Origin of the sequence: Nocardia sp. NPDC059691 (assembly GCF_042733915.1) — a bacterium.
Lineage (GTDB): Bacteria > Actinomycetota > Actinomycetes > Mycobacteriales > Mycobacteriaceae > Nocardia > Nocardia sichangensis.
This window is the reverse complement of record NZ_JBHWFB010000003.1, coordinates 576,193-593,563: the sequence shown is the minus strand read 5'-3', so window position 1 is coordinate 593,563 and position 17,371 is coordinate 576,193. Positions and strand designations below refer to the sequence as shown.

Genomic DNA, 17,371 nt, shown 5'->3' with positions numbered 1-17,371 from the left:
ATCGAAACGGGTACGGTTCGGGGCATGACGAACCGGATCAGGGTGGCTGTGGTGTTCGGCGGGCGCAGTAACGAGCACGCCGTGTCCTGCGTATCGGCCGGTAGCGTGCTTCGCCACCTGGATCAGGAGAAGTACGAGGTCGTGCCGATCGGCATCACCACGGAAGGCCGCTGGGTGCTCGGCGGTTCGGAGGTGGCCGCGCTCGGCATTCACGATCGCGCACTGCCGTCGGTGGACGCCACCGGCACGGCATTGACCCTGGCCGCGGACCCCAGCCGCCCCGGGGCGCTGATCGCGCTCGACGATCCCAGGGCGGCGCTCGGCTCGGTCGATGTGGTGTTCCCGATCCTGCACGGACCGTTCGGCGAGGACGGCACCTTGCAAGGGATGCTGGAACTCGCCGGAATTCCCTACGTCGGCCCCGGCGTGCTGGCCAGCGCCGCGGGCATGGACAAGGAGTTCACCAAGAAACTGCTCGCGGCGGAGGGGCTGCCGATCGGCACGCAGGTGGTGTTGCGGCCCGGCACCGCGACGGTCACCGAGGAAGACCGGCTGCGCCTGGGTCTGCCCGTGTTCGTCAAACCGGCCCGCGGCGGCTCATCGATCGGCATCACCCGGGTCACCGACTGGAACGAGCTGGACGCGGCCATCGCCGTGGCGCGCGCGCACGATCCGAAGGTGATCGTCGAAGCGGGCATCGTCGGGCGCGAGGTGGAGTGCGGGGTCCTGGAATACCCGGACGGCCGGGTCGCGGCGAGCGTGGTGGCGGAGATCCGGATGCCGGAGACCGGCGTCACCGTCGACGGACCCGCGTTCTACGACTTCGACACGAAGTACCTCGACGACGTCTGCGAATTCGACGTTCCCGCGAAACTGGACGACGAGGTGTCCGACCGGATCCGGGAATTGGCCGTGCGTGCCTTCCAGGCTCTCGACTGCCAAGGACTGGCGCGGGTCGATTTCTTCGTCACCGAGCAGGGGCCGGTGATCAACGAGATCAACACGATGCCGGGATTCACCGCCATCTCCATGTATCCGCGCATGTGGGAGGCCACCGGCATCGACTATGCCGCACTCGTCTCCACGCTCATCGAGACCGCGCTCGTTCGCGGCACCGGGTTGCGTTAGAGCCTGCCGTCGTCGGGTGCGCCCCAGGTGATCGGCGCGCGACTACTCGGAGTCAGTTGGGCAGCGGTCCCGGGTCGATCGGCTGGGCCGGGAGGTTGGCGGTGATGGTGTCGGAGACTTCTTGCAGCGGCGTCGGACCGGAGCCGTCGGGGACGGTGAGGGCGACATAGGTCCCACGGTCGACGGCGAACCACGTGCTCGCCTTGGCGGCCTGGTCGCGGACCTCGAACCACTGCACGCCGTTCACGATCTGCAGCGGCGAGGCGCGATTGAATTCCAACGGGCGATCCAGCCCGCAGCGCAGCACGATCGCGTCGCCGCCGTCGGCGCGCTGCCATGCGCGTGTGGCGGGCGGAGCGGGCTCGACCAGCGTCGATTTCGTGAAATCACCCAGGTCCGCGGGCAAGGCGGGCAGCAGGGCGGCGCAGGCCGGGCCCTCCGCCGCCGGAGCCGGGACAGGGCCGAGCACCAGCGGTTCGCGCTCGACGGGCGCGCGGTGCGCGAGCACGGCGGCGACGAGCACCGCGACGACCAGCACGACCGGAAGCGCCACGGCGGTCGCGATGAGCGCGGGCGGGTACTGGTGTGCCGGGGACGACGCGGGGCGGCTGTCCGGCTCGCCGGTATCGGTATCCGCGTTCGCGCTGTCCCCGCTCTTCGACAAGGAAGGCGTGGTCCGCGCGTCGGAGTCGGCGGCTTGTGGGCGATCGGACGCATTGTCCGTCGCCGCGGGTTCCTTCGGGGCGCTCCCGGGATCCGTGGCATCGGTGCGTTCGTGTTCGGGCTCCGCCGAATCACGGTCCGACGAATCCGCCGCCATGCTCACCGATCCTTTCCGCTACGCGCGTCGTCGCTGCCGCGCCGCAGGGCCGTTGGTACTCGAGTGCCCCCCGAAAGGGTACCGTCGGGCTCATTCCAGCAAGCAGCGCGCCGGGAAGGATCGGTCATCAGCGCCAGCAGTGCCCCGAGGACAGTGCGTGAACTGGGCGAGTTCGCGCTGATCGAGCGCATCAACGCGGGTCGCGTCCAGGCGCCGGGTGTGCTGCTCGGCCCCGGTGACGACGCGGCGCTGGTCGCGGCGCCGGACGGCCGTTTCGTGGTGACCACCGACATGCTCGTGCAGGACCGGCACTTCCGGCTGGACTGGTCCAGCCCCGAGGACGTCGGCCGCAAGGCGATCGCGCAGAACGCCGCCGACGTGGTCGCCATGGGGGCGACGCCGACCGCGTTCGTCGTCGCGCTCGGCTGCCCGGCCGACACCCCGCTCGAGGTGATCGACGGACTCGCGGACGGCATGTGGGCCGAGGCCGCCAGGGCGGGCGCGTCCATCGCGGGCGGCGACCTGGTCCGCAGCCGCGAACTGGTCGTCTCCGTCACCGCCTTCGGTGATCCGGGCCGCGGCGCGCCGGTCACCCGAGCGGGTGCCCGCGTGGGCGATGTCGTCGCGGTGGCGGGCCGCCTCGGCTGGTCGGCCGCGGGACTGGCCGCCTTCACCGCCGGAGCGACCGGACCGGAGGTCGCGGAAGCGCTTGCCGCGCATCGCGTTCCGCGGCCGCCGTACGCGCTCGTGTTGGACGCGCTGCGGCGCGGGCGATACGGAGGGTCGAATCCGTCTGAGGTGCAGCCCGTCTCGTCCCGAACCGAAACCACATCCGAGGTAACTGCCGAAGATCCCGCGACCGCACGCCTCGATTCGGGAGCGCCTGGCTCCTTCGGGACCTCGGCCATCGAGTCGTCCGGACCGGTCACGCTCGACGAGGACTTCGGAACCGGAGCGCCCGACATCGGCCTGCACGCGCTGACCGACGTGTCTGACGGACTGCTCGCGGATCTGGGGCACATCGCGTCGGCCTCGGGCGTGGCCATCGATCTGGATTCGGCCGCCCTGCGCGACCCTGCGCTGGAACCGATCGCCGCCCGCCTGGATGCCGATGCGGCGCAATGGATTCTGACCGGCGGAGAGGACCATGCCTTCGCGGGCACCTGGGCGCCGGACGGCGCGCTTCCCCCTGGATGGGTCGCGATCGGGCGGGTTCTGGCCGGTCGCGGGCTCACCGTCGACGGTGTGGCGCAGACCGGCGACGTCGGGTGGGAATCGTTCCGTGGGGCGGACTCGTCATCCGACGGCCGGTCACGCTAAGTTGTGCGGTCATGGGCGCGAAACCACTGTCGGAAATCATGGATCCGGGATGGGCGAAGGCACTCGAGCCGGTGGCGGATCGGATTACCGCCATGGGCGATTTCCTTCGTGCCGAGAACGCGGAAGGCCGTGGCTACCTACCGTCCGGTGACAACGTGCTGCGGGCCTTCCAGCGTCCGTTCGACGCGGTGCGCGTGCTGGTCGTCGGCCAGGATCCGTATCCGACGCCCGGTCACCCGATGGGGCTGAGTTTCTCCGTGGCGCCGGATGTTTCGCCGATCCCGCGCAGCTTGGCCAATATCTTCGCCGAATACAGCAAGGATCTCGGTCACCCGACGCCGTCCTGTGGCGATCTGAGCCCGTGGTCGGACCAGGGTGTGCTGATGTTGAACCGAGTGCTCACTGTGTCGCCCGGCAAGCCTGCCTCGCACCGCGGCAAGGGGTGGGAGGCGGTCACCGAGCAGGCGATCCGCGCCTTGGTCGCCAGGGACGAGCCGTTGGTCGCGATCCTGTGGGGCCGCGACGCGGCGACGCTCAAGCCGTTGCTGACCGAGTCCGAGGTGCCCTACATCGAGTCCGCGCATCCGTCGCCGCTGTCGGCGTCCCGCGGGTTCTTCGGTTCCCGCCCCTTCTCGCGAGTGAACGAACTGCTCGACGAACTGGGGGCCGAACCGGTTGACTGGCGCCTGCCCTGAGTTGGGCGTCTGTGTGTGATCGACCGAGTTAACGAGTGAGGAGCTGTTCCATGCACAACAACACCGTCCGGGGCGCGCTGCGCGGTACCACCGCGACCCTGGCCTTCTGCGCCGCTCTGAGCAGTGGCGCCGCCGTCGCGAGCGCGGCGCCGCTGCGGCTCGAGCCGGCCACGGAGACCACCACGGCCCCGGTCGCCGAGGAATACACCTCCAGCGGTTCCTCCACCATCTCCGCGTCGTTCAACGCCAAGATCGCGTGCCTGTTCTTCGCGGGCAACCTCGCCTGCTGAACACTCGAAACGCCGGGTTCGCGCCAGCGCGTCCCGGCGTTTGTGCGATCCTACGGATCGTGAGTAATGCGAACTATCTTCTCGAACCGTCCCGGCTGTGGCTGCGCGGTTCGGGCGGAATCGAGCTGGCCGCCGATCAGTTCGGACCGGTCGACGGCCCGCTCGTCGTCTTCCTGCACGGTGGCGGGCAAACCCGCCATTCGTGGAAGAAGACCGGCGCCCGGCTCGGCGCGTCGGGAATGCGGGTGGTCACGGTGGACGCCCGCGGCCACGGCGACAGCGAGTGGGCGCCGGATCGCGACTATCGGCGCCAGACCATGGTGGACGACCTGCTGCTCGTGCTCGAACAGCTGGGCGAGCCCGCGGTGGTCGTCGGGGCCAGCATGGGGGGAATCACCGGTCTGCTCGCCACCGCGCGGCCCGGCGGGGATGCGATCAGCGCCTTGGTGCTCGTCGACATCGTGACCCGGCCCGAGCCGGAAGGCGTCGCCCGGGTGATCGACTTCCTCGGCAAGCATCGCGACGGTTTCGACAGCCTCGAACAGGCCGCCGACGCGGTCGCCGAATACCTGCCGCACCGCCCGCGGCCGAAGAGCCCCGAGGGACTGCTGCGCAATCTGCGTGAGCGCGACGGCCGCTGGTACTGGCACTGGGATCCGGACATGCTCAGTGATCGGGTCGAGGACCCGTCCGCGATGATCGAGCCGATGGAGGACGCGGCGCGGGCGCTGCGCATCCCGGTGCTGCTGGTGCGCGGCATGCGCTCGGACGTGGTCAGCGCCGAAGGAGCCGAAGCGTTCCAGCGGCTGGTGCCGCACGCCCAGCTGGTCGAGATCGGCGGCGCGGCGCACACCGCGGCCGGTGACGACAACGACTCGTTCACCGACGCGGTGGCGAAATTCGTGCTCTCCACCCGGGAGTGATTCAGGCGAGTCCGGCGTAGTCGGGTTTGCGTTTCGCGACGAACGCGTCGACGCCCTCGCGTCCGGCGGCGGAGCCCGCGGCAGCGGCGATACCGTCGCGCTCGCTGTCGAGTTGATCGCTCAGCGTCGCGGTGCCCGACTGCCGCAACAGCGACTTGATGCTCGCGTGGGTAGAACGCGGTCCGGTGGCCAGAGTGCGTGCGAGGCGCTGCGCCTCCTCGGCGATCTCGCCGTCGGGGACCAGCCTGCTCAGCACGCCGAGGCGCACTGCCTCGTCGGCGTCGAGGACGGCGTCGGTGAGCAGGATTTCGCGCGCCCGTCCCTGCCCCACGATGCGCGGCAGCGTCCAGGACATGCCTCCGTCGGGGCTCAGTCCGATGCCGGGATAGGCCGGGCGCAGTTTGGTGCCGGGCCCGCCGAGGGCTATGTCGGCCAGGCAGACCAGGCTCATGCCCGCGCCTGCGGCCCAGCCCTGCACCGCCGCGACCACCGGCACCGTGGTCGCGTCCAGCGCGCGGACGAAATCGTGCAGATCGGTGGCCAGACCGCGGATGTGCGCGGAGCGGTCCTGCGCCGCGGCGAAGCCGCGCACGTCGCCGCCGGCGCAGAAGTTCGCGCCGGTGCCGCGCAGCAGCACCGCGCCCACCTCGGACCCCAGCGAACCCAGTGCGGCGGTGCCCGCGTTGATCCCCGCGAAGTCCATGGACGTGCCGTTGGCGGAGGTGGCGATGGTGATCTGGAGGACGCCGTCGACGGTCGTCACGTAGCCGGTTTGCTCGCTGGTGGTCATGATCTGCACCTTAACGGGCGCGGCCGGACGCAGTCCCTCGGTAGTCCGCACGGCAACCGGAGCGAGGGCGAGGTTACCTCTAGGGGCCGTCGTCCGACACCGACTCGGCGTGCATCGTCGGCGTGCGCACCATGCGCACCTCGATCGCGGCGGTGAACGGTTCGACCTTGCGCGTGCCGTCGAGCACGAACCCATGCCGCCGGTAGAACGCCTTGGCACGCGCATTCTGCTCGAACACCCACAGCGAGCACGGAGCGGCCGGCTCGAGCGCGGCGCGGATCAGGTCGTCGGCGACCCCGCTGCCGTGCCAGGAGGAGCGCACGTAGAGCGCGTGCAGTTCGATCGGGGTCACCGCGTCCGGGTAGTCGGGCGCGCCCGCGCTGGAGAATCCGATCACCACGTCATCGACGATCGCGACGTGCGTGCGGCCCGGATAGCGCAGCCGGTCGCGCTCCCACTGCTCGGCCCGTCGTCCGATATCGAAGGCGTCGAGCACGTGCGCGGGCACCAGCCCCCGGTACGCCTCGCGCCAGCAGGCGATGTGGCATTCGGCGAGGCTGTAGACGTACTCGGCGGTCAGCGGCTGGACCCGCCACGGACGCTCGGTCACAGCGGCCATGCGCGGCCCGCACTCATGACAACGCCCCGGACCACCCGATACGGGTGCCGGGGCGTGTACCGACGATGCCGGTCAGCCCGAGGGCGGATCAGCCGCGGGCGACCTTGCCCGCCTTCAGGCAAGAGGTGCACACGTTCATCCGGCGGGTGTTGCCCGGGGCGACCTGCGCGCGAACGGTCTGGATGTTCGGGTTCCAACGACGGTTGGTGCGCCGGTGCGAGTGCGAGACCGACTTCCCGAAGCCGGGGCCCTTGGCGCAGACGTCGCAGACGGCAGCCATAGTCGCGAACTCCTTCATGTCAATGGTGGGGACCGCCGCTTTCGCGGTGCGGCGCATCCTCGTGCAATGTCGAGTGCCCTGTCAGCGGAGAGCCGACCAGCGCAGACCGGTGACGGCCGCGCGAGGCAACCCTGCAAGGGTAGCTGTGCTGCCTTCGATCCACCAAACCGGTCCCCGTGAACGAGTGCCGGATCGGTCGCCGGGCATATCCATTCTAATGACGCGGTCTTACCGGTCGCCTGTCGGGACCGCCCGCTAACCTGGCGGGCGGTGGTGGTGCGCAGGTGGCGGAAGGGAGTGAGGTGACGGTGTCCGGAGCGCGAGACGTGATGGACGGCACGGCATTGCTGCGCTGGGGCCGTACCTGTCTCGCCGGCCTGGAGCATCGGCGCGAGGAGATCAACGCGCTCAATGTGTTCCCTGTCCCGGACGCGGATACCGGCACCAATCTGCTGGCCACGATGCGTGCCGCGGTGGAGGCGGGGGAGGCCGTCGCGCGCGCGGACGGGAGCGCCGCCCGTGCCGTCGCCGTCGCGATGGCGCACGGCGCGACGGTCGGCGCCCGCGGCAATTCCGGGATCATCCTGTCGCAGGTACTGCGCGGCGTCGCGGACACGGTGCACGGCGGTCCGTTCACGGCCGACAGCCTGCGCGCCGCGCTGGCCAGGGCCTCCGAACTGGTCCGTGAGGCACTGAGCGTGCCGATCGAAGGGACGATCCTCACCGTGCTGGACTGCGCGACCGCGGCGGCCGCGGCATGCCCCGACCAGGAATTGGCGGATGTGGCACTCGCGGCGGCCGACGGCGCGGCCAAAGCGCTCGGCGACACCCCGTTCCAATTGGGCGTGCTGCGTCGGGCCGGTGTCGTCGACGCGGGAGCCCGAGGGTTGGTCGTGCTGCTGGACAGCTTGGTCGCCGTGACCCGAGGCGAGGCGCCGACGCGGCCGGAGTACCCGCGGCCCGCGGCGGCCGACCGTTCGGCGCCCGCCGGCGAGGCCGAACCGCAGTACGAGGTGATGTATTTGCTGGCCGACTCCGACGAGCGGAAAGTGGCCGCGTTGCGCGCCCGTCTCGGCGAACTCGGCGACTCGGTCGTCGTCGTCGGCGACGGAAGCGGATCCTGGTCGGCGCACGTGCACTGCGCCGATGCGGGTGCGGCGGTGGAAGCGGGCATCGCGGCGGGCATGCTCAGCCGGATCCGCGTCGAGAACGTCGCTTTCGCTTCGCACGCGGACATATTCGACGTGTCGAGCGGCCTCGGCGCGGCTGATCGCGCCACGCGCGCGAACCCCGGCGAACTGTCCGATGGCGATGCGTCCCGGACCGGGCCTGCCCGAGGCGAAGGCATCGCGGGATCGGTTCCGCCCGCCGATTCGACCCAGGTGGTGGCCGGTGCGCTCGGCGCGAGCGTAGCTCCGGCCGATCGCGGGATTCTGGCGGTGGTCGCGGGTGCGGGCGCGGCGACGCTGTTCGAGGACGCGGGCGCGGTGGTGCTGGCAGGCGAGCCCGTCACCGCGGCCACTCTGCTGGCCGCGATCCGGCATATGCCGAACCGAGAGGTACTGGTGCTGCCCAACGGCGCGCTGCCTGCGCACGAATTGGTCGCCGTCGGTGTCGCCGCGCGTGACGCCCACCGGGACGTGCTGCTGTTGCCGAGCGCGTCGATGGTGCAAGGACTGGCGGCCTTGGCCGTGCACGACCGCGGGCGGATCGCGGTGGACGACGCCTTCGCCATGTCCGAGGCGGCCGCCACCACGCGCTGGGGATCGCTGCGCGCGGCGACCGAGCGCGCGCTCACCATGGTCGGCACTTGCGAACCGGGCGATGGGCTCGGTCTGGCCGGGCACGACGTCGTCGTGATCGAGCGCGATGTGCGCGCCGCCGGGCGGACGCTGCTGGACCGGCTGCTCGCCTTCGGCGGCGAGCTGGTCACCCTGCTGATGGGCGCGGCGGCGCCGGAGGGCCTCGGCGACGAACTGGCGGCGCATATCGCGCAGAATTTTCCCGGCGTCGAGGTGATCGTGTATTCCGGTGGGCAGCAGGGCGATTCGGTGCAGATCGGAGTGGAGTAGGCATGGCGGCACTGAGTGATCGGCTCGACCACATCCTCGGCGCGAAGGCAGCGGACTCGCTCGCGGACGCTTTCGACATGCGGACCGTCGAGGATCTGCTGCGGCACTACCCCCTGCGATACGCGACGCAGGGGCAGCCGCTCACCGAGGAAGCGCCGGAAGACGGTTCGCACATCACCGTCATCGGCCGGATCACGAAGGCCGAGCTGCGGCCGATGCGCAACCGCCGCGGTTCCCTGCTGAAGGTGGTGCTCGACACCGGCTCCGGTCGCGGCGTGGACGTCACCTTCTTCAACGGCGACAAGGTGAAGTACGTGGTCCGCGAAGGGCTGCGCGCGATGATGTCGGGCACGGTGAACTACTGGCGTCCCGGCCAGTGGAACCTCAGCCATCCCGGCTACTTGATCCTGCCGGAAACCGAGGGCGATGACGATTCGGTCGGCGCGCTGACCAGGGTGCGCGGCGGCGGAGACCTGCGCGGCCTCGCGGAGAGCGCGAAAGGCGCGGGGGGAGTGGACACCTCGTTCATGGAACGCGAGTTCATCCCGGTCTACCCGGCGACCGCGAAGGTACAGAGCTGGGACGTGCTCGCCTGCGTGCGTCAGGTGCTCGACCAGCTCGATCCCCTCGACGATCCCGTACCGGAAGACGTGCGCGCCGAACGCGCGCTGCCGAACCTGTCCGACGCGCTGCGCCTGATCCACCTGCCCGAACGCAAGGACGACATCGATCGAGCCAAGGACCGGCTGCGTTTCGACGAGGCGCTGGCCTTGCAATTGGTCTTGGCCGAGCGCAGGCACGAGGTGTCCGGGCGCAGGGCGCGCGCTTGTGCTCCGCGGCCGGACGGTATCGCCGCGGCGTTCGAGCAGCGACTTCCGTTCGAACTCACCGCGGGGCAGCAGCAGGTCGTCGCGGAGATCTCCGCCGACCTGGCCCGTGAACAGCCGATGCACCGGTTGCTGCAAGGCGAGGTGGGCTCCGGCAAGACGATCGTCGCCCTGCACGCCATGTTGCAGGTGGTGGACGCGGGACTGCAGTGCGCGCTGCTCGCCCCGACGGAGGTGCTCGCCGCGCAGCACTATCGGTCGCTGCGCGGCATGCTCGGTGACCTGGGCGCCGCGGGCGAGCTGGGCGCGGCCGACCACGCCACCCGAGTGGTGCTGGTGACCGGGTCGATGTCGGCGTCGGCCAAGAAGGCGGCGTTGCTGGAAGCGGTGACCGGTGAGGCGGGCATCGTGATCGGCACGCACGCGCTGATCCAGGACAGCGTCGAGTTCTTCGACCTCGGCATGGTGGTGGTCGACGAGCAGCATCGCTTCGGTGTCGAGCAGCGAGATGCCCTGCGCGCCAAGGCGAAAGCGGGCGCCAGTCCGCATCTGCTGGTGATGACCGCGACCCCGATCCCGCGCACCATCGCCATGACCACGCTCGGCGATCTGGAGACCTCCACGCTGACCGAACTGCCGAGAGGCCGCTCGCCGATCGTCTCCAGGGTGGTGCCGCGCAGGCAGCACCCGAACTGGGTGGATCGCGCCTGGGAGCGGATCGTGGAGGAGGTCGCCGCCGGGCGCCAGGCGTACGTGGTGTGTTCGCGCATCGGCGACGACGAGGAGGCCGCGGGCAAATCCCGCAACGGGCGGGCGAAGAACGGCGACGGGGAGAAGGACGGCCCGACCACCCAGGCCGTGCTGGACGTGTTCGAGACGCTGCGCGCGGGCCCGCTGTCCGGCGTGCGGGTCGGCTTGCTGCACGGCAGACTGCCCGCCGACGAAAAAGACCAGGTGATGCGGGCGTTCAACGACGGATCGGTGGACGTTCTGGTGTGCACCACCGTCGTCGAGGTCGGTGTGGACGTGCCCAACGCGACGGTGATGGTGATCGTCGACGCCGACCGGTTCGGCGTCAGCCAATTGCATCAGCTGCGCGGCCGGATCGGGCGGGGCGAGCACCCCGGTTTGTGCCTGCTGATCACGGATGCCGCGCCGGGCGGGTCGGCCATGGCGCGCCTGGACGCGGTCGCCGCCACCACCGACGGCTTCGAACTCGCGGTGCTCGACCTGCGGACCCGGCGCGAGGGCGACGTGCTGGGCGCTGCCCAATCCGGCACCGCCCGCTCGCTGCGCCTGCTGTCACTGCTGGACGATCTCGAGGTGATCACCGCGGCGCAGGAGTTCGCCCGCGCGGTGGTGGCGTCCGACCCGGGGCTGCGCGGGCATCCCGGGCTGGCGGGGATGATGCACGCGGCGGTGGACTCCGAGCGGCTGGAGTATCTGGCCAAGTCTTGATCGCACCGGCGGTGTGGACGGGACACGTCGGACTCCGGGCGCGCACGTGCGGCGGCCACGTCGCCGTTCGCGCACAGTGGCGGCCGAAAGATCGGTGCTGAACGGTGACCCGGCCGCACTGATCTCCTCGGCGGGCGCGCCGTTCACGGTGGTCGTGCTCGAGATCGACGCAGCGACTCCGGGCGATCCGCGCCGGGCCGACCCGCACGAGCTCGCCGGAAGGGATGTCGTCAGCGCCCGAGCCGCGGGTAGGGCAGGTCGGTGCTGGTGTGTTCGGCGACCGCCAACGGGCTGCCTATGTGCGGGAAGGCGCGCTGCGGACATGCGGGACGCTCGCACACTTTGCAGCCCGCGCCGATCGGGACCGAGGCCGCCGGGTCGTCCAGCTGCAACCCGGCCGAGTACACCAAGCGGTCGGCGTATTCGATATCGCAGCCGAGGCCGACGGCGAAGTTCTTCGCCGCGGTGCCGAACCCGTGTGGGGCGATCGCCGCGGTGCGCGCGATCCATAGATACCGGCGGCCGTCGGGCATCTCGGCCACTTGGGTCAGTATCCGGCCGGGATGGGAGAAGGCCTCGTGCACCACCCAGAGCGGACAACTGCCACCGACCCGGGAGAAGTGGAAAGCGGTCGCGGACTGACGTTTGGAGATGTTGCCCGCCCGGTCGGTGCGGACGAAGAAGAACGGAACGCCACGCTGGCCCTGCCGTTGCAGGGTGCTGAGCCGATGGCAGACGGTCTCGAACCCGACCTCGAAACGCAGGCCGAGCAGGTCGATGTCGTAGCGGAGTTCCTCGGCCGAGCGCAGGAACCGGCTGTAGGGCAGCACCAGCGCGCCCGCGAAGTAATTGGCCAGCCCGATCCGCGCCAGCGTGCGGGATTCGCCGCTGAGCGACGGGCTCTCGGCCAGCACGGCATCCAGCTCGGCCCCGTACAGCAGGAGGCCGAGCGTGGTGGCGATCTGAAAGGCGCGCTGGCCCGGCCGCAATCGGCGAGCGAGCGTGAGCGTGCGGGTCTCGGTGTCGTAGTGGCGTTTGGGGACGGTGGGGTCGGCGCCGTCGCCGCGCACCAGAACGGTGACGCCGGCGCGTTCCTCGGCGATGCGGGCGAGCTGGCGATCGAGCGAGCCGATGGTCAGCCCGGAATTCTCGAACAGTTGCTCGGCGGCGATGTCGAGTTGCGGAATGTGATTGTGGTGGTCGTAGAAGAAGTCGCGTACGTCCTCGTAGGGCATGGGCACCCCGGGCGCGCCCGCGGGCGCGGACACCCGCGCGGACAGCAGGTCGAGCTGATCGGTGGCGGCGCGTAGGCGGCGATGCATGGCGACGACGATCCTGGCGACTTCCGGTTGGCGGGTCGCCAGCTCCTCCACCTCGGTCAGCGGCGCTGCGTGTCCGCCCGCGGCGTCGACCAGCACTTCGTGTAGATCCGATACGAGCCGCGCGTCGGAATCGGCGGCGAAGAACTGGACGTCCAGGTCGAAGGTGGAATTCAATTTCAGCAGTACGGGAATGGTGAGTGGGCGCTGGTCGCGCTCGAGCTGATTGAGGTAGCTCGGCGACAGATCCAGCGATTTCGCCAGAGCCGCCTGAGTCATTCTCCGCTCTTCACGCAACCGCCGAAGCCGGGCGCCCGCATACATCTTGCGCACGTGCACGATGGTAGCTGTGATTATTCGCAATCATCGCAATAACGCGCGCTATTACCCACAAAGATGTGCTTTTGCGAGGTGTCCAGCAATGTATTCGATCTGTGTAGCGTGCGAAGAGAGGTTTGCCACCGTGTCGTTGTGAACGCGTGAAATTCGCCGTTGCCCGCGGGCTGGAACGAAACCGACCCGGAAGTCGCTGACGACCTTCCCTGCCGAGCAATTGCTTGGTTGAATCGAGGGGTTCCAATCCCCGCCCCGGCCCCAGGAAGTGAGCAGACGAATGCCCGATCCCGACGAGCTCGTGCGTGCGATGTGCCGAAGCTGGTCCGACCCTGATCCGCATCGGATCAGCGCGTACTTCGCCGAGGACGCCGTCTACCACAACATCCCGATGGAGCCCATCGTCGGCCGCGCCGCCATTCGCGACTTCATCGCGGGTTTCCTGACCACCTTCGACGCCATCGATTTCGACATCCACCACCAGATCGCCTCCGGCAACGTGGTGATGAACGAGCGCACCGACACCCTCCGCTCCGCCGGACGCGAGACTCCGCTCCCGGTCATGGGTTTCTTCGAAGTCGCCGACGGCGCCATCACCACGTGGCGTGACTACTTCGACATGGCCGCCATCAACCGCGCCTTCGGACTGTAAGGGCCTCAGCCGAACAGATCGTTCTCGGATTCCGCTGTGGCGGCCTTGCGCGTCCAGGATTCGAGCCGGTCGAGATCGGTGCACCCGGTGATCTCGGCTCGCGTCTTCTGCCCGATGACGATCCCGCGCGCTTCCAGCACAAGGAGAAGGGCCCGCACCGCTTCTTCGGTCCGTCCTTCGTCGCGGCCTTGCGCGACGTACTTGCGGGCGAAGTCGCTCTGGTACTCGTACTTGAAGGTCGACGTCATGAGTTCCTCCAGTCGATGCCGGGCCGTCTTCGACAGGGCCGCGACAACAAGGTCATAGTACATTTTCGCCCGCTCGTCATCCGTGCTCTGCAATCCGGCGAGAAGTGCCTCGAACACACGATCGGTCTCCGGTCCGTCCGCGTGTGCGAGTGTGGAGAGGACGAGCGCTTCGTGCTGCTGTGTCGGAATGAAAGCTACATGGGCGCAAGGACATTCGGATCTAAGAAGTGAACTTTCGTATCGTATGGAACCGAACCGGCCATCGGTGCGTCGAAAGTAAGCAAGAGGGGAAAGACGGTGTCGTAGTCGACTAGTGAGGAGGGGTAGCCGATGGAGCGTTGTTCCGGGTGTCATACGGCGTGGCGGCGAGGGATGCGGGCGCGGGCGCGGGAGTTGCCGGTCACGCGGCGGGAAGAACCGTGTGACCGGTACACCCTACGGCGGCGGCAGCCGCCTCGGCCGGAACCCGAATCCGGCTGAGGCCGTGGTTGATCCGGTGCCCCATTCAGCAGGTGAAGGGGGCACCGGATCGGCGATCTGCGGGTGGGGTTACCGCACGGCCGACGCTGCCGCGACCATGTTGCGGAGCGAGGCTTCCACCTCGGTGCGTCCCCTGGTCTTCAATCCGCAGTCGGGATTCACCCAAAGACGCTCGGCTGGAACGGCTTTCAATGCCGCGCGCAGCGATGTGGTGATCTCGTCAACGCTGGGCACCCGTGGAGAGTGGATGTCGTACACGCCGGGGCCGACGCCGAGGTCGAATCCCGCCGCGTTGAGGTCGTCGAGCACCTCCATGTGTGAGCGCGCCGCCTCTATGGACGTGACATCGGCGTCCAGTCCGGCGATCGCGTCGATCACCTCGCCGAACTCCGAGTAGCACAGATGCGTGTGGATCTGCGTCGCGTCGGACACCCCGGAGGTCGCGAGCCGGAACGACCGCACCGACCATTCCAGATACCCGGGCTGATCGGCCGCGCGCAGCGGAAGCAGTTCCCGCAAGGCGGGCTCGTCGACCTGGATGATCCTGATGCCCGCCGACTCCAGATCCACGGTCTCCTCCCGGATCGCCAGCGCCACCTGGCGGGCGGACTCGCCCAACGGCTGGTCGTCGCGGACGAACGACCACGCCAGAATGGTCACCGGGCCGGTCAGCATGCCCTTCACCGGCTTGTCGGTGAGCGACTGCGCGTAGCCGATCCACTCGACGGTCATCGGCTCCCGCCGCGCGACGTCCCCGAACAGGATCGGCGGCCGCACGCAGCGCGTCCCATAGGACTGCACCCAACCTTGCTCGGTCGCCGCGAACCCGTCGAGTTGCTCGGCGAAGTACTGCACCATGTCGTTGCGTTCCGGCTCGCCGTGCACCAGCACGTCCAACCCCAGCTCCTCCTGGAGCGCGATGACATCCGCGATTTCGGCCCGCATCCGGCGTACGTACTCCGCCCGATCGATCTCGCCCTTGCGCAGCGCGGCGCGCGCCAGCCGGATGGCCGAGGTCTGCGGGTAGGAACCGATCGTCGTGGTCGGCAGCGCGGGCAACCGCAGACGATCCCGTTGCAGTTCCCGGCGTTGTTCGGCGGGCGCGCGGCGGTCGGCGTCGGGCCCGAGCGCGGCGAGCGCGGCTCGCACGCGCGGATCGTTCAGCCGCGGATCCGACCACCGCGACGCCAGCGCCGCCCGCACCTCGGCCAACTCGGCGGCGATCCCCTCCGTGCCCTGGCTCAGCCCGGTGGCGAGCAGGCGCACCTCGGCCACCTTCTCCGCACCGAACGCCAGCCAGGACCGCAGCCGCTCGTCCAACCCGGTTTCCGCGGCCAGCGTGTACGGCACGTGCAGCAGCGAGCAGGAACTCGAAACCGCCACGTGCGCAGCGGATCCCAGCAACGTGCCGAGGGTGGCCATGGCGCGGTCCAGATCGGTGCGCCACACATTGCGGCCGTCGACGATCCCCGCGACGAGCAGTTTGCCGGTCAGCGCGGGCACGGCGGCCACCGCGGCGACGTCGGCTCCGGCCGTGAAATCGAGGGCGACCCCCTCTATTCCGGTGTTCGCCAGCGCCGTCAGCGCCGCATCCGGTCGCCCGAAGTAGGTCGCGACGAGGATCGCCGGGCGCTCGGCGGCGTCGGCGAGTTCCTCGTAGGTGACCTGCACCAGGTCGATTTCCTCCGCCGTGAGGTCGGTGACCAGCACCGGCTCGTCGATCTGCACCCATCCGGCACCGGCGACGGCGAGCCTGCGCAGCAGTTCCCGATACAGCGGCAGCAGCTCGATCAGCCGGGCGAGCGCCGAGCCGCCGGTCGCCTTCGCCAGTTTGAGGAAGGTGATCGGCCCGATCACCACCGGCCGCGCGGGCACCCCGAGCTCCAGTGCTTCCCGCAGTTCCGCGAGCAGCTTCTCCGGGTGCAGCGAGAAGGCGGTCTCCGGCTCGATTTCCGGCACCAGGTAGTGGTAGTTGGTGTCGAACCACTTGGTCATCTCCAAGGGCTCGACCGTGTCGGTGCCGCGCGCGGCGGCGAAATACCGTTCCAGCGGGTCCGCGATCCCGGCGACCCGGGGCGGCAGCGCGCCCAGCAACTCGGCGGTGTCGAGCATCTGGTCGTAGTAGGAGAACGTGCCGATCGGAACGGAGTCCAGGCCCGCGGCCCGTAATTCGGCGAATTGGGCGTGCCGGAGGTCGCGCGCCACGGCGTGCAACTGGTCGGCGTCGATCTTGCCCGCCCAATAGGCTTCGGTGGCCCGCTTCAGTTCGCGCCGCGGCCCCACTCGTGGAAGCCCGAGAACCGTCGCGGTAAACGGCTTTTGCTGTGCAACAGTCACGATGTTTCTCCATTGCTGAGGACGAAAGCCATCGCCATACGGGCAGGCGGAGAACCCGGTGACATGCCGGTGATGTTCCCGGCGGAGCCCGACACGTCAGCTGGTGATCCGCACGCCCAGTCCACGAGGCGGTGGCCGCCGGGTACGGCGTACCCGGCACGGCTGGCAGGTCTTCGGACTCGCGGGCACCGGCCGTGCGGGCCGACATATGCCGGAGTGCTCCCGATGGCCGACCTACTGGCCGTCGCTTCCCAAGTCGCCGAACCTTCCGGATCGCTGAACTCAGTGCCTGGTGACGGCGGTCGTTCCTGCATACCGCTGCGGGACAGTCCCGGATTCCCACCGGGTTCCCTCTCACCCGCCGTGACGTCGCCGCACGGGCGGGCTCGACTCCGTGGCGCGACGTCGGGGCTCCATCTCGTCGTGCTGCGGTGAACCAGCTGCCCACTCAGCATAGGACGCGGCCGAGCGAGCGCACCGCGAGGGATCGCACACCGGCATTTGCCCGCACCGCTCATCGCGTACCGATTCGGCACCTGCTTCCGTTCCGGCTATCGGCCGGGCCGCCCATGCGGACCCGGATCTGCTCTCGACCGGCTACCAGACCGCCCGGTCACCCGGGATTCACCTTTCCGCACTCGTCGTATGCGTAGTTCGCCTGGTCCGAGGTCGCGAACTCGTGCCAGGCGAGCGCGGCTCGATGCCGGGATCGACCACTGGGACGGCTGCTCGGCGGCCTCCGCCGCCGGACCCGAACCGAACCCGGCCTCGGGACAGCAC

At 69.6% G+C, this 17,371-nt stretch carries 15 protein-coding genes and 1 riboswitch; of the genes, 8 read left to right on the top strand and 7 right to left on the bottom strand.

From position 1 onward, the window contains the following. Positions 1-24 precede the first annotated feature (24 nt). Positions 25-1,128 (top strand): D-alanine--D-alanine ligase family protein, encoded by a 1,104-nt coding sequence (locus ACFV2O_RS10030; RefSeq protein ID WP_379251519.1) that lies wholly within the window; start codon positions 25-27, stop codon positions 1,126-1,128. A 52-nt stretch (positions 1,129-1,180) separates the two neighbouring features. Here ACFV2O_RS10030 and ACFV2O_RS10025 read toward each other — a convergent pair whose 3' ends face one another. Beyond that, complete coding sequence (locus ACFV2O_RS10025; RefSeq protein ID WP_379251518.1) at positions 1,181-1,948, bottom strand: DUF3515 domain-containing protein; 768 nt, start codon at positions 1,946-1,948, stop codon at positions 1,181-1,183. Positions 1,949-2,101: 153 nt separating this feature from the next. On the opposite strand from ACFV2O_RS10025, the gene thiL reads away from it, so the two are divergent. From thiL to ACFV2O_RS10005, 4 genes are read left to right on the top strand one after another with little or no spacing between them, the layout of a single operon-like run. Then, positions 2,102-3,268, top strand: coding sequence for a thiamine-phosphate kinase (gene thiL / locus ACFV2O_RS10020; RefSeq protein ID WP_379251517.1), 1,167 nt, complete (start codon positions 2,102-2,104; stop codon positions 3,266-3,268). A gap of 11 nt (positions 3,269-3,279) precedes the next feature. Then, complete coding sequence (locus ACFV2O_RS10015) at positions 3,280-3,963, top strand: uracil-DNA glycosylase (RefSeq protein ID WP_355070973.1); 684 nt, start codon at positions 3,280-3,282, stop codon at positions 3,961-3,963. 50 nt (positions 3,964-4,013) lie between these two features. Continuing rightward, positions 4,014-4,253: a hypothetical protein gene (locus ACFV2O_RS10010; RefSeq protein ID WP_355069814.1), complete on the top strand. Its 240-nt coding sequence runs from the start codon at positions 4,014-4,016 to the stop codon at positions 4,251-4,253. A gap of 59 nt (positions 4,254-4,312) precedes the next feature. Beyond that, positions 4,313-5,176 carry an alpha/beta fold hydrolase gene (locus tag ACFV2O_RS10005; RefSeq protein ID WP_379251516.1) on the top strand — a complete coding sequence of 288 codons (864 nt, stop codon included), beginning with the start codon at positions 4,313-4,315 and terminating at the stop codon, positions 5,174-5,176. 1 nt (position 5,177) lies between these two features. On the opposite strand, the gene ACFV2O_RS10000 is transcribed toward ACFV2O_RS10005, so the two are convergent. The 3 genes from ACFV2O_RS10000 to rpmB form a co-directional block, all read right to left on the bottom strand. Further along, positions 5,178-5,966, bottom strand: coding sequence for an enoyl-CoA hydratase/isomerase family protein (locus ACFV2O_RS10000; RefSeq protein WP_379251515.1), 789 nt, complete (start codon positions 5,964-5,966; stop codon positions 5,178-5,180). 79 nt (positions 5,967-6,045) lie between these two features. Next, the gene (locus ACFV2O_RS09995) at positions 6,046-6,585 is read right to left on the bottom strand and encodes a GNAT family N-acetyltransferase (protein ID WP_379251514.1); all 540 of its coding nucleotides are present in this window, start codon (positions 6,583-6,585) and stop codon (positions 6,046-6,048) included. A gap of 88 nt (positions 6,586-6,673) precedes the next feature. After that, a complete protein-coding gene (gene rpmB, locus ACFV2O_RS09990; protein WP_039799620.1) occupies positions 6,674-6,865 on the bottom strand; it encodes a 50S ribosomal protein L28 in 192 nt (63 codons plus the stop codon). 329 nt (positions 6,866-7,194) lie between these two features. Here rpmB and ACFV2O_RS09985 point away from each other — a divergent pair, with 329 nt between their 5' ends. Further along, positions 7,195-8,937, top strand: a complete 1,743-nt coding sequence (locus ACFV2O_RS09985; protein WP_379251578.1) for a DAK2 domain-containing protein — start codon at positions 7,195-7,197, stop codon at positions 8,935-8,937. Positions 8,938-8,939: 2 nt separating this feature from the next. Further along, entirely contained in the window at positions 8,940-11,222 is a 2,283-nt protein-coding gene (recG, locus tag ACFV2O_RS09980; protein ID WP_379251513.1) for an ATP-dependent DNA helicase RecG, read from the top strand. 230 nt (positions 11,223-11,452) lie between these two features. On the opposite strand, the gene ACFV2O_RS09975 is transcribed toward recG, so the two are convergent. Further along, positions 11,453-12,874 carry a short-chain fatty acyl-CoA regulator family protein gene (locus ACFV2O_RS09975; protein WP_379251512.1) on the bottom strand — a complete coding sequence of 474 codons (1,422 nt, stop codon included), beginning with the start codon at positions 12,872-12,874 and terminating at the stop codon, positions 11,453-11,455. Positions 12,875-13,154: 280 nt separating this feature from the next. Here ACFV2O_RS09975 and ACFV2O_RS09970 point away from each other — a divergent pair, with 280 nt between their 5' ends. Next, positions 13,155-13,526: a nuclear transport factor 2 family protein gene (locus ACFV2O_RS09970; RefSeq protein ID WP_379251511.1), complete on the top strand. Its 372-nt coding sequence runs from the start codon at positions 13,155-13,157 to the stop codon at positions 13,524-13,526. Positions 13,527-13,531: 5 nt separating this feature from the next. Here ACFV2O_RS09970 and ACFV2O_RS09965 read toward each other — a convergent pair whose 3' ends face one another. Beyond that, the gene (locus ACFV2O_RS09965) at positions 13,532-13,774 is read right to left on the bottom strand and encodes a hypothetical protein (RefSeq protein ID WP_379251510.1); all 243 of its coding nucleotides are present in this window, start codon (positions 13,772-13,774) and stop codon (positions 13,532-13,534) included. 549 nt (positions 13,775-14,323) lie between these two features. Beyond that, positions 14,324-16,594 carry a 5-methyltetrahydropteroyltriglutamate--homocysteine S-methyltransferase gene (gene metE / locus ACFV2O_RS09960; RefSeq protein WP_379251577.1) on the bottom strand — a complete coding sequence of 757 codons (2,271 nt, stop codon included), beginning with the start codon at positions 16,592-16,594 and terminating at the stop codon, positions 14,324-14,326. Between the two features lie 164 nt (positions 16,595-16,758). Then, positions 16,759-16,946, bottom strand: a riboswitch (cobalamin riboswitch). Positions 16,947-17,371 lie beyond the last annotated feature (425 nt).